General features: G+C 61.7%; 27 protein-coding genes. 13 read left to right on the forward strand and 14 right to left on the reverse strand.

Translation table 11 applies throughout. From position 1 onward, the window contains the following. The first annotated feature begins 3 nt into the window (after positions 1-3). The 11 genes from phnG (at position 4) to FIV38_RS13460 (ending at position 7634) form a co-directional block, all read left to right on the forward strand. The gene (gene phnG / locus FIV38_RS13410) at positions 4-441 is read left to right on the forward strand and encodes a phosphonate C-P lyase system protein PhnG (RefSeq protein ID WP_092234599.1); all 438 of its coding nucleotides are present in this window, start codon (positions 4-6) and stop codon (positions 439-441) included. Then, positions 441-1031, forward strand: coding sequence for a phosphonate C-P lyase system protein PhnH (gene phnH / locus FIV38_RS13415; RefSeq protein ID WP_092234602.1), 591 nt, complete (start codon positions 441-443; stop codon positions 1029-1031). Before phnG ends, phnH begins: the two co-directional genes overlap by 1 nt. Then, entirely contained in the window at positions 1031-2107 is a 1077-nt protein-coding gene (locus FIV38_RS13420) for a carbon-phosphorus lyase complex subunit (RefSeq protein ID WP_092234605.1), read from the forward strand. Before phnH ends, FIV38_RS13420 begins: the two co-directional genes overlap by 1 nt. Then, entirely contained in the window at positions 2100-2966 is an 867-nt protein-coding gene (locus FIV38_RS13425) for an alpha-D-ribose 1-methylphosphonate 5-phosphate C-P-lyase PhnJ (protein ID WP_092234608.1), read from the forward strand. The genes FIV38_RS13420 and FIV38_RS13425 overlap by 8 nt, the downstream gene beginning before the upstream one ends. Next, positions 2927-3736, forward strand: coding sequence for a phosphonate C-P lyase system protein PhnK (phnK, locus tag FIV38_RS13430; protein ID WP_167362645.1), 810 nt, complete (start codon positions 2927-2929; stop codon positions 3734-3736). The genes FIV38_RS13425 and phnK overlap by 40 nt, the downstream gene beginning before the upstream one ends. Beyond that, positions 3736-4455 carry a phosphonate C-P lyase system protein PhnL gene (gene phnL / locus FIV38_RS13435; protein ID WP_092234614.1) on the forward strand — a complete coding sequence of 240 codons (720 nt, stop codon included), beginning with the start codon at positions 3736-3738 and terminating at the stop codon, positions 4453-4455. The genes phnK and phnL overlap by 1 nt, the downstream gene beginning before the upstream one ends. After that, the gene (locus tag FIV38_RS13440; protein ID WP_092234617.1) at positions 4445-5590 is read left to right on the forward strand and encodes an alpha-D-ribose 1-methylphosphonate 5-triphosphate diphosphatase; all 1146 of its coding nucleotides are present in this window, start codon (positions 4445-4447) and stop codon (positions 5588-5590) included. The genes phnL and FIV38_RS13440 overlap by 11 nt, the downstream gene beginning before the upstream one ends. Next, the gene (gene phnN, locus FIV38_RS13445) at positions 5590-6156 is read left to right on the forward strand and encodes a phosphonate metabolism protein/1,5-bisphosphokinase (PRPP-forming) PhnN (protein ID WP_092234620.1); all 567 of its coding nucleotides are present in this window, start codon (positions 5590-5592) and stop codon (positions 6154-6156) included. Before FIV38_RS13440 ends, phnN begins: the two co-directional genes overlap by 1 nt. Then, on the forward strand, positions 6147-6896 hold the full coding sequence (phnP, locus tag FIV38_RS13450) for a phosphonate metabolism protein PhnP (RefSeq protein WP_092234623.1): 750 nt from the start codon (positions 6147-6149) through the stop codon (positions 6894-6896). The genes phnN and phnP overlap by 10 nt, the downstream gene beginning before the upstream one ends. Positions 6897-7017: 121 nt before the next feature. After that, positions 7018-7206 carry a type II toxin-antitoxin system HicA family toxin gene (locus FIV38_RS13455; protein WP_029292612.1) on the forward strand — a complete coding sequence of 63 codons (189 nt, stop codon included), beginning with the start codon at positions 7018-7020 and terminating at the stop codon, positions 7204-7206. Positions 7207-7229: 23 nt separating this feature from the next. Continuing rightward, on the forward strand, positions 7230-7634 hold the full coding sequence (locus FIV38_RS13460) for a type II toxin-antitoxin system HicB family antitoxin (RefSeq protein ID WP_029292614.1): 405 nt from the start codon (positions 7230-7232) through the stop codon (positions 7632-7634). A 144-nt stretch (positions 7635-7778) separates the two neighbouring features. Here the strand turns inward: FIV38_RS13460 and FIV38_RS13465 are convergent, their stop codons facing one another. The 9 genes from FIV38_RS13465 to gcl all read right to left on the reverse strand — a co-directional run bounded on the left by FIV38_RS13465 (position 7779) and on the right by gcl (position 18579). Then, entirely contained in the window at positions 7779-8975 is a 1197-nt protein-coding gene (locus FIV38_RS13465; RefSeq protein ID WP_167362629.1) for an MFS transporter, read from the reverse strand. A gap of 229 nt (positions 8976-9204) precedes the next feature. Next, entirely contained in the window at positions 9205-10209 is a 1005-nt protein-coding gene (locus FIV38_RS13470; protein ID WP_029292620.1) for a sulfate ABC transporter substrate-binding protein, read from the reverse strand. Between the two features lie 93 nt (positions 10210-10302). Further along, positions 10303-11127 (reverse strand): ion transporter, encoded by an 825-nt coding sequence (locus FIV38_RS13475; protein WP_029292622.1) that lies wholly within the window; start codon positions 11125-11127, stop codon positions 10303-10305. A gap of 31 nt (positions 11128-11158) precedes the next feature. Continuing rightward, positions 11159-12034 (reverse strand): urea transporter, encoded by an 876-nt coding sequence (locus FIV38_RS13480; protein ID WP_092234625.1) that lies wholly within the window; start codon positions 12032-12034, stop codon positions 11159-11161. A gap of 119 nt (positions 12035-12153) precedes the next feature. Then, on the reverse strand, positions 12154-13569 hold the full coding sequence (pyk, locus tag FIV38_RS13485; RefSeq protein ID WP_092234627.1) for a pyruvate kinase: 1416 nt from the start codon (positions 13567-13569) through the stop codon (positions 12154-12156). Beyond that, complete coding sequence (locus FIV38_RS13490; RefSeq protein ID WP_092234630.1) at positions 13559-14839, reverse strand: glycerate kinase type-2 family protein; 1281 nt, start codon at positions 14837-14839, stop codon at positions 13559-13561. Before FIV38_RS13490 ends, pyk begins: the two co-directional genes overlap by 11 nt. Positions 14840-14946: 107 nt before the next feature. After that, positions 14947-15837 carry a 2-hydroxy-3-oxopropionate reductase gene (locus FIV38_RS13495; protein WP_029292631.1) on the reverse strand — a complete coding sequence of 297 codons (891 nt, stop codon included), beginning with the start codon at positions 15835-15837 and terminating at the stop codon, positions 14947-14949. A 173-nt stretch (positions 15838-16010) separates the two neighbouring features. Then, positions 16011-16793 carry a hydroxypyruvate isomerase gene (gene hyi / locus FIV38_RS13500; RefSeq protein ID WP_070995409.1) on the reverse strand — a complete coding sequence of 261 codons (783 nt, stop codon included), beginning with the start codon at positions 16791-16793 and terminating at the stop codon, positions 16011-16013. Between the two features lie 10 nt (positions 16794-16803). Further along, positions 16804-18579 (reverse strand): glyoxylate carboligase, encoded by a 1776-nt coding sequence (gcl, locus tag FIV38_RS13505; RefSeq protein ID WP_029292636.1) that lies wholly within the window; start codon positions 18577-18579, stop codon positions 16804-16806. 268 nt (positions 18580-18847) lie between these two features. Here gcl and FIV38_RS13510 point away from each other — a divergent pair, with 268 nt between their 5' ends. Beyond that, the gene (locus FIV38_RS13510; protein WP_029292638.1) at positions 18848-19288 is read left to right on the forward strand and encodes a GlcG/HbpS family heme-binding protein; all 441 of its coding nucleotides are present in this window, start codon (positions 18848-18850) and stop codon (positions 19286-19288) included. A gap of 103 nt (positions 19289-19391) precedes the next feature. Here FIV38_RS13510 and FIV38_RS13515 read toward each other — a convergent pair whose 3' ends face one another. Both FIV38_RS13515 and FIV38_RS13520 read right to left on the reverse strand, forming a co-directional pair. After that, positions 19392-19850 carry an REP-associated tyrosine transposase gene (locus FIV38_RS13515; RefSeq protein ID WP_029292639.1) on the reverse strand — a complete coding sequence of 153 codons (459 nt, stop codon included), beginning with the start codon at positions 19848-19850 and terminating at the stop codon, positions 19392-19394. A gap of 210 nt (positions 19851-20060) precedes the next feature. After that, positions 20061-20666: a TetR/AcrR family transcriptional regulator gene (locus FIV38_RS13520; RefSeq protein ID WP_029292641.1), complete on the reverse strand. Its 606-nt coding sequence runs from the start codon at positions 20664-20666 to the stop codon at positions 20061-20063. Between the two features lie 134 nt (positions 20667-20800). Between FIV38_RS13520 and FIV38_RS13525 the strand changes: the two genes are divergently transcribed. Next, positions 20801-21715 (forward strand): DUF808 domain-containing protein, encoded by a 915-nt coding sequence (locus FIV38_RS13525; protein WP_092234633.1) that lies wholly within the window; start codon positions 20801-20803, stop codon positions 21713-21715. A 51-nt stretch (positions 21716-21766) separates the two neighbouring features. On the opposite strand, the gene FIV38_RS13530 is transcribed toward FIV38_RS13525, so the two are convergent. The 3 genes from FIV38_RS13530 to FIV38_RS13540 all read right to left on the reverse strand — a co-directional run bounded on the left by FIV38_RS13530 (position 21767) and on the right by FIV38_RS13540 (position 24508). Then, positions 21767-22237, reverse strand: a complete 471-nt coding sequence (locus tag FIV38_RS13530; protein ID WP_092234636.1) for a hypothetical protein — start codon at positions 22235-22237, stop codon at positions 21767-21769. A gap of 191 nt (positions 22238-22428) precedes the next feature. Next, on the reverse strand, positions 22429-23217 hold the full coding sequence (locus tag FIV38_RS13535; protein ID WP_070995408.1) for an MlaA family lipoprotein: 789 nt from the start codon (positions 23215-23217) through the stop codon (positions 22429-22431). After that, on the reverse strand, positions 23210-24508 hold the full coding sequence (locus FIV38_RS13540; RefSeq protein WP_092234639.1) for a serine/threonine protein kinase: 1299 nt from the start codon (positions 24506-24508) through the stop codon (positions 23210-23212). Before FIV38_RS13540 ends, FIV38_RS13535 begins: the two co-directional genes overlap by 8 nt. Positions 24509-24612 lie beyond the last annotated feature (104 nt).

A 24612-nucleotide genomic window follows, 5' to 3' on the forward strand; every position in this document is an offset into this window, starting at 1 on the left:
TTGATGAGCCTGTCCCCGCGTCAACACTGGATCGGCGTGCTTGCCCGCGCCCTTCGCAGTGAACTGATCCCCCACGAAGCGGCCCTGCGCGACGCCGATTACCAACTGATCCGTGCCCCGGAAATCGGCATGACCCTGGTACGCGGGCGCATGGGCGGCAATGGCGCACCGTTCAACGTCGGCGAAATGAGCGTGACCCGTTGCGTGGTACGCCTGGCCGATGGGCGCACCGGCTACAGCTACCTCGCAGGGCGCGACAAAGTGCATGCCGAACTGGCGGCCCTGGCCGATGCCCATCTGCAAAGCGCGCAGCCGAGCCAGTGGCTCAGTGATTTGATCGACGCACTGGCCAACGCCCAGGCCCGGCGCCGTGCGCAAAAAGAAGCCGATACCGCCGCCACCAAGGTCGAGTTCTTCACCCTGGTGCGAGGAGAAAACTGATGAATGCTCAATTATTGCAACCGGCGTTTGTCGATCCGGTGCTGGATGCCCAACGCAGCTTTCGCGCAGCGCTCAAGGCCTTGGCCGAACCGGGCTTGATCCAGCCGCTGTCCACGGCCCCGCATCTCGAAGGCCTGGCGCCGGCCACCTACGCCTTGTGCCTGGGGCTGCTGGATGCAGACACGCCGTTGTGGCTGGCCCCGGGCTTCGATACGCCGCTGATCCGCGCCAACTTGGCCTTCCACTGTGGCTGCCCGCTGGCCGTGCGCCGCGAAGACGCGGTGTTCGCCTTGTTGGGGGAGCACGACTTGCTCGACCTGAGCGGCTTCGACCACGGCAATGACCGTTATCCCGACCAGTCGTGCACCTTGCTGGTCCAGTTGAGTGACCTCGATAGCGGGCGCGGCCTGAACTGGAGCGGCCCGGGCATCCAGGCCGGGCGCCAGGTCAACCTGCCGTTGCCCCAGGCGTTCTGGCTGGAACGCCTGCGTCGCGAGGCGTTCCCCCGAGGCCTGGACGTGCTGTTCTGCGCCGGCCACCACCTGCTCGGTTTACCCCGCAGCACCCGCATCGCAGAGGAGTGTGCCTGATGTACGTAGCCGTCAAGGGTGGCGAACAGGCCATCGACAATGCCCACCGCCTGCTGGCGAAAAAACGCCGGGGCGATACCGCGATTCCCGAACTGAGTGTGGAGCAGATCCGCCAGCAGCTGCCGCTGGCCGTTGCGCGGGTGATGACCGAAGGCTCGCTGTACGACGAAGAACTGGCCGCACTGGCAATCAAGCAAGCGGCGGGGGACCTGGTGGAAGCGATCTTCCTGTTGCGCGCCTATCGCACCACGTTGCCGCGCTTCAGCCCCAGCCTGCCGATCGACACCGCGCAGATGCAGCTCAGCCGGCGTTTGTCCGCAACCTTCAAGGACGTGCCCGGCGGCCAATTGCTTGGCCCCACGTTCGACTACACCCACCGCCTGCTGGATTTTGCGCTGCTGGCCGAAGGTGAGTATCCAGGCCCGGAAACCAGCGCCCAAGCACGGGTTGAAGCGTGCCCACGCGTACTGGGGTTGTTGGCCAAAGAAGGCTTGATCAAGAACGAAGCCGACGACGATGCCCGCGTTGCCGATATCACCCGCGACCCGCTGGAGTTCCCTGCCAGCCGCGCCGAGCGCCTGCAAGCCCTGGCCCGTGGCGATGAGGGGTTTCTGTTGGCGCTGGGTTATTCGACCCAGCGCGGCTATGGGCGCAATCACCCTTTTGCCGGGGAAATTCGCATCGGTGACGTAGAGGTGTGGATCGATCCCGAGGAACTGGGTTTTCCCATCTGCCTGGGCAGCATCGAAGTCACCGAGTGCGAGATGGTCAACCAGTTTGTCGGCTCGGCCACTGAGCTGGCGCAGTTCACCCGTGGCTACGGCCTGGCGTTCGGGCATGCCGAGCGTAAGGCCATGGGCATGGCGCTGGTGGACCGCTCGCTGCGCGCCGAAGAGTTCAACGAAGAGGTGGTGTCGCCGGCCCAACGTGAAGAGTTTGTGCTGGCCCACTGCGACAACGTCGAGGCCGCTGGTTTTGTCTCGCACCTCAAATTGCCTCACTACGTGGACTTCCAGGCCGAACTGGAGCTGATCCGCAAACTGCGCCAACCGGCTGAGGGTTCCCGCGATGAATGACATGACCCAGATACCCGCACGTGATCCGGCCTACAACTTCGCCTACCTCGACGAACAGACCAAACGCATGATCCGTCGCGCCTTACTCAAGGCCGTGGCAATCCCGGGTTACCAGGTGCCATTCGGTGGCCGCGAGATGCCGCTGCCCTACGGCTGGGGCACCGGCGGCATGCAATTGACCGCGGCAATCCTGGGCGCTGAGGACGTGCTCAAAGTCATCGACCAGGGCGCCGACGACACCACCAACGCCGTGTCCATTCGCCGTTTTTTTGCGCGCACCGCCGGCATCGCCACTACCGAGGCCACCCCCGAGGCGACGGTGATCCAGACCCGCCACCGCATCCCCGAAACGCCGTTGCAGGCCGGGCAGATCATGGTCTATCAGGTGCCGATCCCCGAGCCGCTGCGTTTTATCGAGCCCTCGGAAACCGAGACCCGCACCATGCATGCCCTCAATGACTACGGGGTGATGCACGTAAAGCTCTACGAAGATATCGCCACCTTTGGCCATATCGCCACGGCCTATGCCTACCCGGTGATGGTCGACGAACGCTATGTGATGGACCCCTCGCCAATCCCCAAATTCGACAACCCCAAACTCGACATGAGTCCGGCGCTGATGCTGTTCGGTGCCGGTCGCGAAAAGCGCCTGTACGCGGTGCCGCCGTACACCCAGGTCAGCAGCCTGGACTTCGAGGATCACCCGTTCGAAGTGCAGAAGTGGCAACACTGCTGTGCGATCTGTGGCAGCCACGAATCATTCCTCGACGAGCTGATTCTGGATGACGCCGGCACCCAGAGTTTCGTGTGTTCCGACACCTGGTATTGCGCCCAACGGGTCAAGGAGAACAACCAGTGAGCCAGCCTTTATTGCAAGTACGTGACCTGTCCCTGTTGTACGGCCCGCAGAAGGGTTGCCAGGGCGTGAGCTTTGATCTGTACCCCGGCGAAGTACTGGGGATTGTCGGCGAGTCCGGCTCGGGCAAATCCACCTTGCTCTCGCTGTTGAGCGGGCGCTTGCCGCCCCAGGCCGGCAGCATCGGTTATCGGAGCAAGGAGGGCGAATGGCTGGACCTGTACAGCGCCAGCGAAGCCGAACGCCGCACTTTGCTGCGCACCGAATGGGGCTTTGTCGAGCAGAACCCCCGCGACGGCCTGCGCATGGGCGTTTCGGCTGGCGCCAACATCGGCGAGCGCTTGATGGCCCAGGGTGTGCGCAGCTACCAGCAACTGCGCGGCGCCGGCCTGGATTGGCTGGGCCAGGTGGAAATCGACCCGCAACGTATCGACGACTTGCCGCGCACCTTCTCCGGCGGTATGCAGCAGCGCCTGCAAATCGCCCGCAACCTCGTCTCCAGCCCGCGCCTGGTGTTTATGGATGAACCCACTGGCGGCCTCGACGTGTCGGTGCAGGCGCGCTTGCTCGACTTGTTGCGCGGCCTGGTGCGCGAGCTGGACCTGGCGGTGGTGATCGTCACTCACGACCTGGCCGTTGCGCGTCTGCTGGCCGACCGCCTGATGGTGATGCGCCGTTCACGGGTGGTGGAAACCGGCTTGACCGACCAGATCCTCGACGATCCACAGCATACTTACTCCCAACTGCTGGTGTCTTCGGTATTGCAGCCATGATGAATACGTTGATTGAGGTCCGAGACCTGTCGAAAACCTTCACCTTGCACCAGCAGAACGGCGTGGTGCTGAACGTGCTGCGCGGGGTGGATTTCAGTGTGCAGGGCGGTGAGTGCCTGGTACTCCACGGCCAGTCCGGTGCCGGTAAAAGCACCTTGCTGCGCACCCTGTACGGCAACTACCTGCCTGCGGGCGGCAGTATTCGCATCTGCCACGACGGGCAATGGCTGGAACTGGTGGGCGCACAACCCCGGGACATTCTCCAGGTACGCCAGCAGACCCTGGGCTATGTCAGCCAGTTCTTGCGGGTGATCCCACGGGTGGCGTGCCTGGATGTGGTAATGGAACCGGCACTGGCCCGTGGTTGGCTGAAACCTCAGGCCCAGGCGCGGGCCGAGCACTTGCTGGCGCGCCTGAATATCCCGCAGCGCCTTTGGCAACTGGCGCCGGGTACGTTCTCTGGTGGCGAGCAGCAGCGGGTCAATATCGCCCGCGGCTTTATGGTGGCCTGGCCGGTGATGTTGCTGGACGAACCGACGGCTTCCCTGGATGACAGCAACCGCCAGGTTGTTCTGGAACTGATGAACGAAGCCAAGGCCGGCGGTGCCGCACTGATCGGCATCTTCCATGACCGCGCCGCCCGTGAAGCGGTGGCCGACCGTCATTTGGACATGACACCTGCCCATCAAGCCGAAGAGGACTACGCCCATGCCCGTTGAACAGATCCTCAGCAATGCCCGGTTGGTCACGGCTGATCGTGTATTTCTCGGCAGCGTGGTGTTGCGTGACGGGATGATCGTCGACCTCGCCGAAGGCCGCAGCCAGTTGCCCCAGGCCCAGGACCTGGGCGGAGATTTCCTGCTGCCGGGGCTGGTGGAGTTGCACACCGACAACCTGGAAAAGCACATGACCCCACGGCCCGGCGTGGACTGGCCGTCGACTTCGGCGGTGCTCAGCCATGACGCGCAGATCATCGCCGCCGGCATCACCACGGTGTTCGACGCGGTGTCCATCGGCGACGTCAATCCCAGGGGCAATCGCATGCAGAAACTGCCGGCGATGCTCAATGCCATTGCCTCGGCGCAAGAAGCCGGTCTGACCCGCGCCGAACACCGCCTGCACCTGCGTTGCGAGCTGTGCCACCCGGATACCTTGAGCGTGTTCCGTGACCTGGTGGAAAACCCGTTGGTGCAACTGGTGTCGGTGATGGACCACTCACCGGGCCAGCGCCAGTTTGTGCTGGAGTCCAAGTACCGTGAGTACTACATGGGCAAGTACCACCTGAACGACGAGACCATGGACGCGTTTATCGTGCTGCAAATGGCTAACTCCAAGGCCTACAGCGAGCGTTACCGTGCCGCGATTGTCGAGCATTGCCTGGCGCGTGGCCTGTCGGTGGCCAGCCATGACGACGCGACCCTGGCCCATGTCGAGGAGTCGGCGCGCTACGGCATGAGCATCGCGGAATTCCCCACCACCCTGGAAGCCGCGCGCGGTTGCAGGCAACTTGGGATGAACGTGCTGATGGGCGCACCGAACGTGGTGCGTGGCGGGTCGCACTCGGGTAATGTGGCCGCCGCCGGCCTGGCCGCCGAAGGATTGCTGGATATACTTTCTAGTGACTATTACCCCGCCAGCCTGCTACAGGCGGCGTTCGTCCTGGCCGATCAGCAGGATGGCGGCGATCTTTCGCGCGCGGTCAGGATGATCAGCCAGGCTCCGGCACGTGCTGCGGGCTTGCATGATCGTGGTGAAATTGCCATTGGCCTGCGGGCGGACCTGGTGCAAGCTCGCAGCCGTGAAGGGCTGCCAGTGGTCCAACAAGTCTGGCGACAAGCCAAGAGGGTGTTTTGATGGCGGGCAGGTTGATCTATCTCATCGGGCCATCGGGTTCGGGCAAGGACAGCCTGTTGGATGCCGCGCGTGCGCCATTGGCCGAGCGCGGCTGCCGTATTGTGCGGCGGGTCATCACCCGTTCTGCGGAAGCGGTGGGCGAGGCCGCCCAGGGCGTAAGCCCCGCGCAATTCGCGACACTGCAAGCCGAGGGCGGCTTTGCCCTCAGTTGGCAGGCCAATGGTTTGTCTTATGGCATTCCACGGCAGATCGACGACTGGCTGGCGGCCGGCGACGATGTGCTGGTCAATGGCTCCCGTGGGCACCTGGCGCAAACCCGCGCGCGTTATCCAACGCTGTTGGTGGTGCTGTTGACGGTGGACCAGGCGGTGTTGCGCCAACGCTTGCTGGCGCGGGGCCGTGAGTCGGTGGCAGAAATCGACGCACGCCTGGCCCGCAACGCACAGTTCAGCGACAGCCTGAAGGCCGCGCCCGGGGTGTTCCTGCTGGATAACTCCGGGCCGTTGGCGCACACCGTCGCCCGGTTGCTCGATTGTCTGCAGCCGGGGCATTCGGCATGCGCCTGACCCTGCTGGGCACCGGCGATGCCCGCCAAGTCCCGGTGTATGGCTGCGAATGCGCCGCCTGTGCCCTGGCGCGCAGCCATGAACACTTGCGCCGCCGCGAGTGCAGCGCGCTGATCGAGTGCGGCGACCAGCGCTGGTTGATCGACAGCGGGCTGACAGACCTGACCGAGCGCTTCCCGCCACGCAGCCTCAACGGCATTCTGCAGACCCACTACCATGCGGATCATGCCCAGGGCCTGCTGCATCTGCGCTGGGGCCAGGGCCTGATCATTGCGGTGCATGGCCCGGCCGATCCCGAAGGCCTGTCGGACCTCTACAAACACCCCGGTATCCTTGATTTCAGCCAGCCCTTTGCCGAGTTCGAAACCCGGCAGTTTGGCGAACTGGCGGTCACCGCGTTGCCCCTCCAGCATTCCAAGCCGACGTTCGGGTACCTGCTGCAAGGGCAGGGGCGGCGCCTGGCCTATCTGACCGATACCACGGGCCTGCCGCCGGCAACCATTGCCTGGTTGCGCCGCGAGCCCCTGGATGTGATGGTCATCGACTGCTCCATGCCACCGCAACCCCAGGCGCCGCGCAATCACAATGACCTGACATTGGCCCTGCACTGCATCGACGCGTGCGGCGCCGAGCTTGGGGTGTTGACCCACGTCGGGCACACGCTGGATGCCTGGCTGTTGCAGCATCGCGCTGAGCTGCCGGGGCATGTGACGGTGGGCTGGGATGGGCGGGTGCTTTAACCCAAGGCCTGCGGCTTTTCAATATCCGGCAAAACAACCGCCAGTCTGCCTCGATAAATCTGTGCTTGAGTAAAGATAACTCTGGGGTTATTTTTATTCGGGCCAGAGCAAGGAGGCTGTGGTGCAAAGCAGGCTATTGATCAAGGAACTGCAAGCGGCGGGCTGGGTGCTGGATCGGGTCACGGGCAGCCATCATATTTTCACGCATCGCTATAACCCGTACACGATACCGGTGCCCCATCCCAAGAAGGACCTGCCCTTGGGCACCGTGCGAAGTATCAGGCAGCGTGCCGGGCTGTTTTCGTTCTAGAGCGGTTTTTAAGGAGAATATTCATGCAATACCCAATCTGTATCGAATGGGGCGATGACTTTACCGCCACCGGTATCCAGATCCCCGATATTCCAGGTGCGGTGACCGCCGGGGACAGTTTTGAAGAGGCTTACAACGCGGCAGTGGAAGTGGCGCACATCATGCTGCAAGAGATGGCCAGTGAAGGCCGGGCGATTCCCATGCCGACCTCGGTCGCGGCGCACCACGGCAACGAGGAATACGCCGGGATGGGCTGGGGCATGCTGGAGCTCGATATCTCGCCTTACCTGGGCAAGACCGAGAAGGTCAATGTGACCTTGCCAGGGTATGTGATCCAGCGCATTGACCGGTATGTACGCGAGCACAAGGTGAAGAGCCGCTCATCATTCCTGGCGGATGCGGCGTTGGAGAAGTTGGTGCGTTCTTGATTGTGCTGGGCTGAATGTAGATCGGATGTTTCTTGAGCAACTGACGATTTGCCTTGAAAAATACCGTTCCTTTTTGCGTTTTTTATGGGGGCTCTTGCGGTTGCTTGGGACAGGATCCTGGGCGTGGCAGTGTGGTCTTGAACGTCAGGCGCTGACTGTCCAAGCGCCTCTGGAAACACTCATGAACCGCAACAGGGCCACCAGGGGGAACGCGCTGCCCACCAGGATCACCCCAAACCAGCCGCCGTGTTCATACACACTGCTGGCAATCGCCGAGCCCAGGGCACCGCCGATGAAGATACTGGTCATGTACAGCGCATTCAGACGGCTGCGGCTATGGGCATCGAGGGCGTAGATGGTGCGCTGGCCGAGGACCATGTTCATTTGCACGCAGAAATCCAGGACCACGCCGGTGACCATCAAGCCGATGACACTGTAGGCCGGGTGTACCAACGCAGGCAGAAAACTCAAGGTTGCCAGCAACATTGCCAGCAGCGAAGCACGATGGGTATGGCCGGCATCTGCCAGGCGTCCGCTGATCGGCGCGGCAATGGCGCCGAGGGCACCCACCAAGGCAAACAGGGCGATTTCACTTTGGCTCAGGCCGTGATTACGCGAGAGCTCCAGGGGGACGGCAGTCCAGAACAGGCTGAAGGCGGCGAACATACAGCCCTGGTAGAACGCCCGTTGGCGCAGCAAAGGTTGCTGACGCAGCAGTGAGCCCAACGACCCCAGCAACTGGCCGTAGCTGGCGCTGTGGTCGGGCTGGCGCTTGGGCACGGTGCGCCATAGCACCAGGCTGATAGCGGCCATCATCGCTGCCGCCGCCATGAACATCGCCCGCCAGCCGAAGTGGTCGGCGACCAGGCTGGAAACCGGACGTGCCAGCAGGATGCCCAGCAACAGGCCGCCCATGATGCTGCCCACCACCCGACCACGGGATTCGGCCGGCGCCAGGTGCGCGGCCAGGGGAATCAGGATCTGTACCGACACCGAGCTGAAGCCGATCAGCAACGACACCAGCAAAAACAGGTTGGGTTGTTCGGTAAACGCCGCGCCCAGCAGGCTGGCAATGGCAACCACGGTGGTGATGATCATCAGCCGGCGGTTTTCCAACAGGTCGCCCAGCGGCACGAGGAAGAACAGGCCCAGGGCATAACCGATCTGGGTCAGGGACACAATCAGGCTGGCCATGGCGGGTGTCAGGCCGATATCCGGGGCGATCAGTTCAATGATCGGTTGTGCGTAATAGATGTTGGCGACGATGGCGCCGCAGCAGAACGCAAACAGCAGCACCATGCCACGGGTCAGGGGGGCGGTCGCGGGCGGGGTAGCGATCATGGTGTTCTCGTGAAAGCGGGGAAGGAGGGCGTGAAGGGTAAAGGGTAGGCGAAGGAAGGGAGTAAGTGTTACTGATGATTTCAGTCATGCCTGGCATTGATGCCTTACGCGCAAGCCAATGTGGGAGCGGGCTTGCTCGCGAATGCGGTGGGTCAGACAAATAGTTTTTGACTGATACACCCCATTCGCGAGCAAGCCCGCTCCCACACAAGCCCGCTCTCACATTCAGTTACTGGCCGCTGTAGATCTGGTCGAATACCCCGCCATCATTGAAGTGGGTCTTTTGCACGGTGCGCCAGTCACCAAAGGTCTTCTCCACCGACAAGAAGTCGACTTTCGGGAAGCGATCGGTGTATTTGGCCAGTACTGCCGGGTCCCGTGGACGCAGGTAGTTGTTGGCGGCAATTTCCTGGCCTTCTGCCGACCACAGGTATTTCAGGTAGTCATTGGCAACGTCTCGGGTGCCTTTTTTGTCGACCACTTTATCGACCACCGACACCGGTGGCTCGGCTTCGGCAGAGACGCTTGGGTAGACCACTTCGAATTGATCGCGGCCGAATTCACGGGCAATCATTTCCGCTTCGTTTTCAAAGGTCACCAGCACGTCGCCGATCTGGTTGGTCATGAAGGTCGTGGTGGCGGCACGGCCACCGGTATCGAGCACCGGTGCTTGCTTGAACAGCTTGCCAACAAAATCCTTGGCCTTGTTTTCATCACCGCCGTTCTTCAGCACATAGCCCCAGGCCGACAGGTAGGTGTAGCGGCCGTTACCCGAGGTCTTGGGGTTGGGCACGATCACCTGTACGCCATCCTTGAGCAGATCCGGCCAGTCTTTCAGGGCCTTGGGGTTGCCCTTGCGCACGATAAACACGGTGGCGGACGTGAACGGCGCACTGTTGTTCGGCAGGCGGGTGACCCAGTTGTCTGGCACCAGTTTGCCGTTGTCGGCCAGGGCGTTGATATCGGTGGCCATGTTCATGGTGATCACGTCAGCCGGCAGGCCGTCGATGACCGAGCGCGCCTGTTTGCTGGAACCGCCGAAGGACATCTGCAAGGTCAACTTGTCGTCCGGGTGCTCGGCTTGCCAGTGCTTCTGGAACGCCGCGTTGTAATCCTTGTAGAAGTCGCGCATCACGTCATAGGAGACGTTGAGCAGGGTGGTCGAGGCAGCCTGGGCGCCGATAGACAGTGCAAGGCCTGCGGCCAGGAGAGAAGCGCTAACGAGTTTTTTCACTGCTCATTCCTTGTTGTTCGAGAAGGTAGTGGCTTATAGCCCACGACTATAGCCGGGGCGGCATAGACGCTTAAAGATTAAAAAGAACTTTGCTTATTCCACTTTCTGATATAGCCCGTTGCCACAGCGCGAACAGAAGGCCGCGTTGGGTTCATGGGTGTTTTTCTTGCACACCGGGCAATCATGTTGCAGTTGCTCGCCGCGCATGGCGTTGGCCAGTTCGGCGGTAAAAATTCCGGTAGGCACGGCGATGATCGAGTAACCGGTGATCATCACCAGCGACGAGATCACCTGGCCCAGCGGGGTCTTGGGCACGATGTCGCCAAAGCCCACGGTGGTCAGGGTCACGATAGCCCAGTAAATACCCTTGGGGATGCTGGTAAAACCATGCTCCGGGCCTTCAATCACGTACATCAGGGTGCCGAACACCGTTACCAGGGTGCAGACGCTGACCAGGAACACCACGATCTTCTGCTTGCTGCCGCGCAGCGCCGACATCAGGTAGTTGGCTTGCTTGAGGTACGGGCTGAGCTTGAGCACACGGAAGATCCGCAGCATGCGGATGATGCGGATAATCAGCAGGTACTGGGCGTCGCTGTAGTACAGGGCAAGGATGCCGGGGACGATGGCCAGCAAGTCCACCAACCCGTAGAAGCTGAAGGCATAGCGCAACGGCTTGGGCGAGCAATACAGGCGCAGGCCGTACTCGATAGCGAAGATCAGCGTGAAGCCCCACTCGATATAGGCCAGCACATCAGCGTAGTTCTGGTGCACTTCGTCGATGCTGTCGAGCATCACGATCACCAGGCTTGCGAGGATGATCAGCAACAGGATGCCGTCAAAACGCCGCCCGGCTGCCGTGTCGCTCTGGAATACCATGACGTAGAGCCGTTGGCGCCAGTCGTTGTTGCTGTCCATGTAGTTCGCCTGAATCGAAGGTCTGCGAAGCCTAGGGGGATTCGAACGGGCTGTCCATGTTGGCCCTGTGCCGCAGGCGCAACGTCGCGCGCACCAGCCAGCAGGCCAGGATAAACGGTGCCGTCAGCGGTGCCAGGTGCAGGCCGGCAAAACCGGGGGCAAGCAGGCTTGCCAGGAGGATGCCGAGCAAAGGCAGCCAGGGTTGGCGCCGGTACTGGCTCAGAGCCAGGGCGGCAAGCGCGGGGTTGTAGCTGTGCAGGCCGAGCAGGGCGCCGGTGGGGTCGTCGAGCAGCAGGCCGAGTGCCACGCCGCTGCTGGCGCCGAGCATCGCCCAGAGTGCCGCGCGAGGGCTGGCCAGCAGCAGGCCAAGGGCGATCAACAGGCCGGCCAGTGGTTGATCCAACAGTATGATCTGGCCCAGGCCGACCAGTGGGGCGTCGAGCCAGGCGAGGGAGGCCGCTGGGGTTACCGGCAGCGCGGCGGGTGAGACCGTGCCGAGCAACAACCAGCCGATGGCCACGAAGGGCACGGTATAGGCCGGCAGGTCATCGCCATGGACCATGCGCTTGACCCATTGCCGGGTCAGGATCGCACTCAGGCCACCGCACGCCAGGATCAGCGGCGGTACCAGCGCCGACCAGGCGAAGTGCTGACTGATCAGCAAACCCAGCAACACACCGTTATAGCTATAGAGCCCGGCCTGACGCTCGGCCTTGGGATAGTCGCGGCGCTGGGCGGTGAGCAAACCGGCGACCCCGCCCAGCAGCGCACCGCCAAGCAGGGCCGGGGCGCAGGAGAGGATTGCCAACAGGCACAGCAGGCCACACAGCGGGTGGCGCTGCAGGAAGATCTGGCTGAAGCCGTTGAGCAGGGCTTCGGCCCAGTCGGGGCAGGTTGGGTTGGGCATGGTGAGGGAGTCAGGGGGACCGAGTTGCCCTTATCGCGGGCAAGCCCGCTCCCACATTTGATTGGCGAACCCAATCAAATGTGGGAGCGGGCTTGCCCGCGATAAGGCCCGAACAGACGCTAGATCAACGTCTCGATACGCAGCGAGTTGGTCGACCCCGGCTGCCCAAAGGGCACCCCCGCGGTGATCAACAACGTATCCCCACGCTGCGCCATGCCCTGGGCCTGGGCGATTTCCAGCGCCGTGGAACACACCTCGTCCACTTGCCGCAACCGATCATTGACCACCGAATGCACGCCCCAGGCCACGCTCAGGCGCCGGGCGGTGGACAGGTTCGGCGTGAGATTGAGGATCGGCACCGCCGGCCGTTCCCGCGCCGCGCGCAGGCTGGAGCTACCCGACTCGCTGTAGTTCACCAGCACCGCCACCGGCAGGATGCTGCTGATCCGGCGGATTGCGCAGCTGATGGCGTCGGACACCGTGGCGTCGGCCTTGGGTCGACTTACATCCAGCTGGGTCTGGTAATCCGGGCCGTTCTCCACCTGGCGAATGATCTTGCTCATCATCTGCACCGCTTCCAATGGGTACTCGCCGGAGGCGGTTTCGGCCGACAACATCACCGCATCGGTGCCCTCGGCGACGGCATTGGCCACGTCGGTGACTTCGGCGCGGGTGGGGGCCGGCGAGAAACGCATGGATTCGAGCATCTGCGTGGCCACCACCACCGGCTTGCCCAACTGGCGGCAGGTGCTGATGATGTCTTTTTGGATTTGCGGCACGCTTTCGGCCGGCACTTCCACACCCAGATCCCCTCTGGCGACCATGATCGCATCGCTCAGCTCGGCGATTTCCTGCAGGTAGCGCACCGCCGAGGGCTTCTCGATCTTCGCCATCAAGAACGCCTTGTCGCCGATCAGCTCGCGGGCTTCGCGGATGTCTTCGGGACGCTGCACAAACGACAGCGCCACCCAGTCCACGCCCAGTTCCAGGCCGAAGCTCAGGTCGCGGCGATCCTTGGCGGTCAGGGGGCTGAGTTCCAACAAGGCTTGTGGGACATTCACCCCTTTACGGTCGGACAGTTCACCGCCATTCAATACCGTGGTGTCGATTGCATCGGCATGTTTGGTAATCACCCGCAGGCGCAGCTTGCCGTCGTCCAGCAGCAGGTCCATGCCCGGCTCCAGGGCCTTGATGATCTCCGGATGGGGCAGGTTGACCCGGCGCTGGTCGCCCGGCGTGGGATCAAGGTCCAGGCGCAAGGCTTGGCCACGCACCAGTTGCACCTTGCCCTCGGCAAAACGCCCGACGCGCAGTTTCGGCCCCTGCAGGTCCATCAGGATCCCCAGCGGGTAGTTGAGCTGGCGCTCGACCTGGCGGATCCACTGGTAGCGCTGGGCATGGTCGGCGTGATCGCCATGGCTGAAGTTCAGGCGGAAGATATTCACCCCGGCTTGCACCAGCTCGCGGATGTCATCGATGCCGTCGGTGGCCGGCCCCAGGGTGGCGAGGATTTTGACTTTCTTGTCAGGCGTCATGTTCAGGACTCTCAAGTATCAGAATGGCGCGGAAGTCGTTGACGTTGGTACGGGTCGGCTCGGTGACGATCAACGCGTCGAGTGCCGCGAAATAGCCGTAGCCATTGTTGTTGTCCAGCTCATCGCTGGCCGACAGGCCCAAGGCCTCGGCGCGGGCGTAACTGGTGGGGGTCATGATCGCCCCGGCGTTGTCTTCGGAACCGTCGATGCCGTCGGTGTCGCCGGCCAGGGCGTACACGCCGGGCAGGCCCTTGAGGCTGTCGGTCAGGCTTAGCAGGAACTCGGCGTTGCGTCCGCCACGGCCATTGCCGCGCACGGTCACGGTGGTCTCGCCGCCGGACAGGATCACGCAGGGCGCTGCCAGTGGCTGGCCGTGCTGGATGATCTGCCGGGTGATGCCGGCGTGGACCTTGGCCACGTCCCGGGCTTCGCCTTCCAGGTCGCCGAGAATCAGCGGGCTGAAACCGGCCTGGCGCACTTTTACCGCCACTGCTTCCAAAGACTGCTGCGGCCGTGCGATCAGTTGGAAATGGCTGCGCGCAAGGCACGGATCGCCGGGTTTGACGGTCTCCGACTCAGGGCTTTGCAACCAACTGCGCACCGAGGCCGGGATGTCGATCTGGTAACGCTTGAGGATCGCCAGCGCTTGTTGCGAGGTGCTCGGGTCGCCCACGGTCGGGCCGGAGGCAATCACTGTGGCTTGATCGCCCGGTACATCGGAAATCGCGTAGGTGTAGACGGTGGCGGGCCAGGACGCCTTGGCCAATCGCCCGCCCTTGATCGCCGAGAGGTGCTTGCGCACGCAATTCATCTCGCCGATGGTGGCGCCGGATTTGAGCAGGGCCTTGTTGATCGCTTGCTTGTCCGCCAGGGTAATCCCTGCTGCGGGCAAGGCCAGCAGGGCGGAGCCGCCGCCGGACAAGAGGAAGATCACGCGGTCGTCTTCGTTCAGGTTGCTGATCAGCTCCAGCACGCGCTTGGCCACGGCCTGGCCAGCGGCATCGGGCACTGGGTGCGCGGCTTCGACCACTTCGATTTTCTGGCAGGGCGCGCCGTGGCCGTAGCGGGTGACCACCAGGCCCGAGACTTGGCCTTGCCAGCTGTTTTCCACCACCAGGGCCATGGCGGCCGCAGCTTTGCCCGCGCCGATCACGATCACGCGGCCGCTGCGGTCAGCGGGTAGGTAAGGTTCGAGGACTTGCCGGGGGTGGGCAGCGTCGATGGCTGTGGCAAACAGCTCGCGAAGCAGGTGTTGCGGATCGACCGACATAAGCGGGCTCCCGGATTTTTGTTATTGGATTTGAAGCTTGAAGCGCAATCAAAATGTGGGAGCAGGCAAGCCAGCTCCCACAAGGTATTGCCTTTCAAAAGGCGGGGTTACTTATCGCGAATCGAGAAGTTCGCCATATGCTCCAGGCCCTTGATCAGCGCCGAATGGTCCCAGTTGCCGCCGCCAATCGCGGTGCAGGTGCTGAACACTTGTTGGGTGCCGGCGGTGTTGGGCAGGTTGATCCCCAGCTCCTTTGCACCGGCCAGGGCCAGGTTCAAGTCCTTCTGGTGCAGGTTGATACGGAAGCCCGGGTCGAAGGTGCCTTTGATCATGCGCTCGCCATGCACTTCGAGGATCTTCGACGAGGCGAAGCCACCCATCAGCGCTTCGCGCACCTTGGCCGGATCTGCGCCGTTCTTCGAAGCAAACAGCAGCGCTTCAGCCACAGCCTGGATGTTCAGGGCGACGATGATCTGGTTCGCCACCTTGGCGGTCTGGCCATCGCCATTGCCACCCACCAGGGTGATGTTCTTGCCCATGCTCTGGAACAGCGACAGGGCGCGCTCGAAGGTCTGCGGCTCGCCACCGACCATGATGCTCAGGGTCCCGGCCTTGGCGCCGACTTCACCGCCCGATACCGGGGCGTCGAGGTACTGCGCGCCAGTGGCGTTTATCTTCGCGGCAAAAGCCTTGGTGGCGGTGGGCGAGATCGAACTCATGTCGATCACCACTTTGTTCGGCGACAGGCCGGCCGCTACACCATCGGCGCGGAACAACACGTCATCGACCTGAGGGGTGTCGGGCACCATGACGATGATGAACTCTGCTTCCTGGGCCACTTGCTGCGGGTTGGCCAGGGCCACGGCACCGGCGGCGATCAGCTCGGCGGGTGCTTTGCCATGGTGCTCGGACAGGAACAGTTGATGACCTGCTTTCTGCAGGTTCGCGGCCATGGGTTGGCCCATGATGCCGGTGCCGATAAAGCCGATTTTAGCCATGATCAAATCCTCTTTTTATTCTCTGTGCGAGCCTGGCCCGGTCTACCAGACCTAGGCGATCTAAATGTGGGAGCGGGCTTGCTCGCGATTGCGGTAGATCAGTCGACAAAAATGTTGAATGTCAGACCTTCGCGAGCAAGCCCGCTCCCACAGTTGGGTTGTGTGTGTTTTGGTCAGATCGCGTTATGGGTCTTGAGCCAGCCAAGGCCGGCTTCGGTCGTGGTCAACGGCTTGTACTCGCAGCCCACCCAGCCCTGATACCCAATCCGCTCCAGATGCTCGAACAGGAAGCGGTAGTTGATCTCACCCGTGCCCGGCTCGTTGCGCCCTGGGTTGTCGGCCAACTGGATATGGTTGATCTGATCCAGGTGAGTGGCCATGGTGCGGGCCAGGTCGCCTTCCATGATTTGCATGTGATAGATGTCGTATTGCAGGAACAGGTTGGCGCTGCCCACTTGTTCGCGGATCGCCAGGGCCTGGGCCGTGTTGTTCAGGTAGAAACCGGGAATGTCGCGGGTGTTGATCGCTTCCATCACCAGCTTGATGCCCACCGCTTGCAGCTTGTCGGCGGCGTACTTGAGGTTGGCGACAAAGGTTTTTTCCAGGGTGGCGTCATCCACGCCGGCAGGGCGAATCCCCGCCAGGCAGTTGATCTGGGTATTGCCCAGCACCTGGGCATAGGCGATGGCCAGGTTGACCCCCGCGCGGAATTCCTCGACCCGCTCAGGGTGGCAGGCCAGGCCGCGCTCGCCGCTGGCCCAGTCGCCGGCCGGCAGGTTGAACAGCACTTGGGTCAGGCCGTGGGCGTCGAGTTGCGCCTTGATTTCGGCAGAGCTGAACTCGTAGGGGAACAGGTATTCCACCCCACTGAAACCGGCGTCGGCGGCGGCTTTGAAGCGGGCGAGAAAATCCTGCTCGGTAAACAGCATGGACAGGTTGGCGGCAAAACGCGGCATGGTGTTCTCCTTAATCGAGCATTGAAATGGCAGTCGGTGCGTCGTTGCCCACCAGTGCCAGATCTTCGAATTCGTTGACGGCGTTGATCTCGGTGCCCATGGAAATATTGGTCACGCGCTCCAGAATGATCTCGACAATCACCGGCACCTTGAACTCTTCGATCATTGCCTGGGCCTTGCGCAGCGCGGGCTGGATCTGGCCCGGCTCGAATACACGCAGGGCCTTGCACCCCAGGCCTTCGGCGACGGCGACGTGGTCGACGCCATAACCGTTGAGTTCCGGGGCGTTGAGGTTGTCGAAAGACAACTGCACGCAGTAGTCCATTTCAAAACCGCGCTGGGCCTGGCGGATCAGCCCCAGGTACGAGTTGTTCACCACCACGTGGATGTACGGCAGCTTGAACTGCGCGCCCACGGCCAGCTCTTCGATCATGAACTGGAAGTCATAGTCGCCCGACAGTGCCACCACCTTGCGACTCGGGTCGGCCTTGACCACGCCCAGCGCAGCAGGAATGGTCCAGCCCAGCGGGCCGGCCTGGCCGCAGTTGATCCAGTGGCGTGGCTTGTAGACGTGCAGGAACTGCGCGCCGGCAATCTGCGACAGGCCGATGGTGCTGACGTAGCAGGTATCTTTACCGAACACCTGGTTCATCTCTTCGTACACCCGTTGCGGCTTGACCGGTACGTTGTCGAAGTGCGTCTTGCGGTGCAGGGTGGCTTTGCGCTGCTGGCAATCATGCAGCCAGGCGCTGCGGTCCTTGAGCTTGCCGGCGGCTTTCCATTCGCGGGCCACTTCAATAAACAGGGTCAGCGCGGCGCCGGCGTCGGACACGATGCCCAGGTCCGGGGTGAACACGCGGCCGATTTGTGTCGGCTCGATGTCAACGTGAATGAACTTGCGCCCCTCGGTGTACACCTCCACCGAACCGGTGTGGCGGTTGGCCCAGCGGTTGCCGACGCCCAGCACCATGTCCGACTTGAGCATCGTCGCGTTGCCGTAGCGGTGCGAGGTTTGCAGGCCGACCATGCCCACCATCAGCGGGTGATCGTCGGGGATAGTGCCCCAGCCCATCAGGGTCGGGATCACCGGGATACCCGTCAGTTCGGCGAATTCCACCAGCAGTTCGCTGGCGTCGGCATTGATCACGCCGCCACCGCTGACCAGCAGCGGGCGCTCGGCCTGATCGAGCATGGCCAGGGCTTTTTCGACCTGGATGCGCGTGGCCAGTGGCTTGGCCAATGGCAGTGGCTGGTAGGCGTCGATATCAAACTCGATCTCAGCCATCTGTACGTCGAATGGCAAGTCGATCAGCACCGGGCCGGGGCGGCCGGAGCGCATTTCATAGAAGGCTTTCTGGAACGCATACGGCACCTGGCCAGGCTCTAGCACGGTGGTTGCCCACTTGGTCACGGGCTTGACGATGCTGGTGATATCCACGGCCTGGAAATCTTCCTTGTGCATCCGGGCGCGAGGCGCTTGCCCGGTGATGCACAGGATCGGGATGGAATCGGCCGAGGCGCTGTACAGGCCGGTGACCATATCGGTGCCCGCCGGGCCCGACGTGCCGATGCACACGCCGATATTGCCGGCCTTGGTGCGGGTATACCCCTCGGCCATGTGCGAAGCGCCTTCCACGTGGCGAGCAAGGACGTGATCGATGCCGCCGACCTTTTGCAGGGCGGAATACAACGGGTTGATCGCGGCGCCTGGGATACCGAAGGCGGTGTCTACACCCTCACGGCGCATCACCAGGACAGCGGCTTCGATTGCTCTCATTTTGCTCATGGTTTTGGTGCCTCTTGCGTTTTGTAATTGTATACAAGTGGTGTTGCTTCAAAGTGTATTCACGGCGAGCGGCGCAGGTCAATCCATTTGTTTCCAGAGCCTGTGCGTTCGTCGGAAGGCTTTTTAGCGGGAGTATTTCGACGTGTGGTGCGTATGTTTCGAAATATTGTATACAAAAAATAAATCTATTGTGTTCTATTTGTTGCATCCGGCTTCTGATCAATCAGAGCCCCAAGGCTTTCTCAATAACAAGATAAGGACGGCACCCATGAGCGCTCTAACCTTGAAAGTCGCAGTCAACCTGGTCAGCCAGGCCATCACCGCAGGCCGCACCATTGCCGCTGCACCGCTGACCATCGCGGTGCTCGACAGCGGCGGACACCTGATCACCCTGCAACGGGAAGACGGCGCCAGCCTGCTGCGCCCGCAAATCGCCATCGGCAAGGCCTGGGGCGCGATAGCCCTGGGCAAGGGCTCGCGCTTGCTGGCGCTGGATGCCCAACAGCGGCCGGCGTTTATTGCCGCCTTGAACAGCCTGGGGCAGGGCGGTGTGGTGCCGGCACCGGGCGGGGTGTTGATACGGGACCCAGCGGGCGTGGTGCTGGGGGCGATCGGGATCAGTGGGGATACGTCGGATATCGATGAGCAGTGCGCGATCACGGCGATTGAGGGGCTGGGGTTGTTGGCGGATGCGGGGGTGTCCGCTTGATGTTGTAGTGACAGGATGGCCCGCTTTCGCGAGTTTTGACCTGTGGGCGCGGTCAAAATGTGGGAGCGGGCTTGCTCGCGAAAGCGGCGACTCGGTCTTGCACCTATACCCAAACCGCATCCCACAGCGGATAGTCGCCAACCCTCTCCACCAATCCCGCCCTCAATGGATTGGCCACCACATACCTGGCCACTTTCACCAGGTCTTCTTCCTTGCGAAGCGCATGGTCATGAAAGCTGGTTTGCCAGAGCCTTCCCTTGCGGCCAGTGGCGCCATTGACCGATCGAGTGCTTTTGGATTTGACCTGGCATACCAAGTCGCCCAGGGAGCCTTTTTGCAGCTCGATCAGCCAGTGGAAATGGTCGGGCATCACCACCCAGGCCAGAGAGTGCGCCAGCCCTTGATACTGGGCGAGCCTGAACTGCCAGACCACCAGGCGGCCCAGGTAGAAGTCACTGAAGATGGGCACGCGTTCGTGGGTGTTGGTGGTGATCAGGTAGATGCGGCTGGTTTCGCTGAACCGGCCGATGCGCAGGCGGTGTGAGGTGGCTCGATCAGGCATTCCGTTGCCTCTCTTCAGATGGGGTCTTGAGAGGCTAGATCGGGGAGTTTGAGGCTGATGGGCAGGTTTTTGGCAGGATGTGTCTGGGAGGGCGCTTTCGCGAGCAAGCCCGCTCCCACATGGGATCTTGGTTGTTCATACATTTTGTGTCTGGCACAACTCTAGTGTGGGAGCTGGCTTGCTCGCGAATCTTGGCCACACCACCGCCCATCAGTCCGGCTCGCACCCCTTCAACACCAGCCGAATAATCGTCTGCGCCGCCGCTTCATAATCGGCCTCGTCGAGCTTGGCCTTGCCGGTCACCGCCGAGATCTGCCAGTCGAAGTCGGCATAGGTCTGGGTCGCCGCCCAGATGCTGAACATCAGGTGATGAGGATCAATCGCGGCGATCAGGCCGCGATCGACCCAGCTCTGGATGCAATCGATATTGTGCTTGGCCTGGGCGTTGAGCTGTTGCACCTGCTCGGGGCTCAGGTGGGGGGCGCCGTGCATGATTTCGCTGGCGAATACTTTCGAGGCAAACGGCAGGTCGCGGGAGATGCTGATTTTTGAACGGATATAGCCGCTCAATACCTGCTTGGGGTCGCCGTCCGGGTTGAAGGGGGTGGAGGCGGCCAGGATCGGCTCGATGATGCTTTCGAGCACCTCGCGGTAGAGGTTGTCCTTGGACTTGAAGTAGTAATAGACGTTGGGCTTGGGCAGCCCGGCCTTGGCGGCGATATCACTGGTTTTGGTCGCGGCGAAGCCCTTGTCGGCAAACTCCTCGCTGGCAGCCCGCAGGATCAGTTCTTTGTTGCGCTCGCGAATGGTGCTCATAGACCAGATGATTCCTTGCCAGGACAGGCGGTTGCGCATGGTAGCACCGGCGATCCGCGCGCCTCAAGAATCTGCCCGCGACGCTTTGTACCACGCTATGCTGCGAAATATCCCACATTAAGGACGTCCGATTCATGGCAGGAAGCAGCTTGTTGGTTTTGATCGATGACATCGCCGCGGTTCTCGACGATGTGGCCCTGATGACAAAAATGGCTGCCAAGAAAACCGCCGGTGTGCTGGGTGACGATCTGGCGCTCAATGCCCAGCAAGTCTCTGGCGTGCGCGCCGAGCGGGAAATTCCGGTGGTGTGGGCCGTTGCCAAGGGCTCGTTTATCAACAAACTGATCCTGGTGCCCACCGCGCTATTGATCAGCGCCTTCGCGCCGTGGGCGGTCACGCCACTGCTGATGCTCGGCGGCGCCTATCTGTGTTTCGAAGGCTTTGAAAAGCTCGCCCATAAATTCCTGCACAGCAAGGCGGATGATCAGGCCGAGCACGCGCAGTTAGTCGAAGCGGTGGCCGACCCCGCAACAGACCTGGTGGCCTTCGAGAAGGACAAGATCAAGGGCGCGATCCGCACCGACTTTATCCTCTCCGCCGAAATCATCGCCATCACCCTGGGCACCGTGGCCGACGCGCCGTTGATGCAGCAAGTGATCGTGTTGTCGGGCATCGCCCTGGTCATGACCATTGGCGTGTACGGCCTGGTGGCCGGCATCGTCAAGCTCGATGACCTGGGCCTATGGATGGCGCAGAAGCCGGGCCAGCTGGTACGCGATATCGGCAACGGGCTTCTGCGGGCCGCGCCGTACATGATGAAAAGCCTCTCGGTGATTGGCACAGCGGCGATGTTCATGGTCGGTGGTGGCATCCTGACTCACGGCGTGCCCGTAGTGCATCACTGGATTGAGAGCGTCAGCCAGAGCATCGGTGGCATCACTTGGTTGATGCCGACTTTGCTCAATGCCATCGTAGGGATCATCGCTGGGGCGGTGGTACTGGCGGTGGTCTCGGTAGCGAGCAAGCTGTGGCGTGCCTTGAAGGGGTGAGCGAATGAGCGCACTGACGGCCCTCTGTTGAAGAGGGCCAATGGGGTTGGATTATTGCAGTGCGCTGTAGCCTTTTTCACTGAAAGCCTTGAGCTTCTGTGCTTCCGACCCTGCTGAAACACTGCCGAACTGACCGAAACCTTGTATGTGTTGATCGTTCTGTTGGGCCGGATCCTGGCGCGTGATATCAGTGCGGCCATTGATGTGATTGACTACTTCGGCCAGGTTATAGGCGGCATCAGCGCGTGATTCAGGGTTGCGGTTGGCAGGGCTCCAGTCGCCGGTTTGATTCTTGAGCTGATTGAAGAAACTATTTGCAAAAGGACCGTTTTGTTTCAGGACATCTTTGAGGATCGGATTGTCCTTGAAGATTTGTTGTGCACTGCGCGTATCCCCGGCAGGTCGGCCATGGGCGCCTCTGGGGGCTTGCAGGTCAGGCGTTGTTGAAGTCAGGGGTTCGACCGCCACAGGGCCGAGGGCTACAGGCTGGGTGATGGTGGGTGGGGAAACAGAGATCGTCATGTTGAAATTCCACGGGAGAGTTCGAGGTGGGCAGTGCAGTCAGCCTGTTTTATGTCAGGCGTATCAGCGTGGGTGCTTGAACGTGCGTGGTAAACATGTACGAAACGGTTCCGAGCAGTGCCGGAGAGTGACGCTTACAGCCATTAAAAAGGCCATCGAAGCGATCGATGGCCTTTTGTTTGTGTCGAGTATCACTCTGCTATCTGTAGTTTTCGCGACTCGCTGTACACGTACCGCACCTTTTCATACTCGAACGGCGAGTTCATCTGGCCGTAGCGAAAGCTCGTCTGGTAGCGCTTGTCTACCGCGCGCAACGCCCAGATTTCCGGGTGGTTGGAGCTGACTTCGGCGACGTTGAGGTAGTTGATCTGGGATTCGGCGGTGTAGTCCACCAACAGGCCGCCGGTGTCGCGCAGGTTCGACGGGCCGAGGATCGGCAGGATCAGGTAGGCGCCGCCGGGTACGCCGTAGAAGCCCAGGGTCTGGCCGAAGTCTTCGCTTTGGCGGGGCAGGCCCATGGCGGTGGCCGGGTCCCACAGGCCGGCGATGCCGAGGGTGGTGTTGACCAGCAGGCGGCCGGTGGTTTCCAGGGAGCGATGGCCCTTGAGCTGCAGCAGGCTGTTCATCAGGTTGGGCACGTCGCCCAGGTTGTTGAAGAAGTTGCTGACGCCGGTACGCAGGAAACTTGGGGTGACGTAGCGATAGCCATCGACCACCGGCAAGAATACCCATTGGTCGAAGCGATAGTTGAAGTGGTACACCCGGCGGTTCCACGACTCCAGCGGGTCATAGACGTTGAGGGCGTTGAGGGTCGAACGCTCGAATTCGCGCTGGTCCAGGCCAGGGTTGAACTTGAGTTTGCTCAAGGGCTCTTTGAAGCCATCCTGGTCGACCACGGTCGGTGCGTGAGCCTTGCTGTTGTCCGCGTTGGCAACGCCTGCACAGAGTAAGGCCGCGAGAAGCAGGAGATGTTTAGCCACGGAAGAACTCCAGCATAGCGTCGGCGTTGACGCGGTAATTGAGGTTGCCGCAATGGCCGCCCAGTGGGTAGACGGTCAGGCGATCGCCGAAGGTCTTGCGCAAAAAGCCCAGGTCGCCAGGGCCGAGGATCACGTCGTCGGCGTTGTGCATCACGGCAATTTTCGGGCTGTCGCGCAGATAGTCCTCAAGGGCATACAGGCTGACCTGGTCGATCAATTGCAGCAGGCTGCCGCCGTCGGAGCGGGCACGCCACATCGGGATCACTTGTTCGGTGAGGTAGCAGTCGAAATCACATTGCAGGGCACGCTTGAGGAACGGCGTGAGGCTGGTGCTTTCGGTGATCGGGTACTTGGGCGGGATAATCAGGCCACGGCGGTTGATCAGGTCCGAGGTGAAGGCGATATCGGCCGCCGAGAAGCGGAACGAGGTGCCGATCAGCATCGCCATCTGCTCGTTGGTCAGGTGCTCCTTGGAGTTCTGGAAGTCGTAGAGCAGGGCGTCGTTGAGGTCGATGTAGCCTTTTTGCTGGAAGTAACGGGTCAGCTTGTTCAGCACCAGTTCATAGAAGGTGGTGCTGTTGTTGATGCCCTTGACCTCGGTCTGCACCAGTTTGTCGAGGTTGGTGATGGAGGTATAGAGGTTGACTGGCGGGTTGAGCAGCAACACCTTCTTGAAGTTGAAGCTGCGCCGCGTTTCGTCCAGCTTGCTGACGAACGCCGCGTCCAGCGCGCCCAGGCTGTAGCCGGTGAGGTAGAAGTCGGTGACCGGCAACGTGGCGTTTTGCGCACGTACGGCCTGCATCACGCGGTACATGTCCTCGGCGTCTTCCTGGGTGATGCCGGGGGTGGCAAAGCGCGAGGCGGCGCTGATGAAGTCAAAGCTGGTAGGCGACGACAATTGGACGACGTGGTAGCCGGCCTTGTAGTAGAGCTTTTTCAGGTATTCATTCAGGCTGCTGTCAAAGCGCGCACCGGTGCCGGCGATCAAGAAGATCAGCGGTGCCGCACGGTCTTGCTTGGCAATGCGGTAGGTGAGTTTCTTCACCGCCCAGAAGTTGTCGGGCAGGCTGAATTCACGCTCCGGGCGCATGGTCAGGGTGTAGTCGGACTGGTTGATGTCATCGATGGATGGCAAGTCCGGCCGCAGGTCCGGTGGCGTTGTGGCGATGGTCGCTTCGAACGGGTTGGTCAAAGGGTAGCCATAGCTGGCCGGGTCGATATCGACCGCCAGTGCTGACGCACTCAAAAAAAGGCCGCCCAACAGGGCAGCACAGCGCAAGGAACGGAGCATGACTAAATCCCTAAGAGGAAAACGTGCTGAATGAAGTTCGCAGGCTATGACCACCGCGTTGTCACCGAAGTGCCAGCCATCGGCACTAAATATCGGAAAAAAAC

The sequence above is a fragment of the Pseudomonas proteolytica genome, assembly GCF_007858275.1.
Lineage (GTDB): Bacteria > Pseudomonadota > Gammaproteobacteria > Pseudomonadales > Pseudomonadaceae > Aquipseudomonas > Aquipseudomonas proteolytica.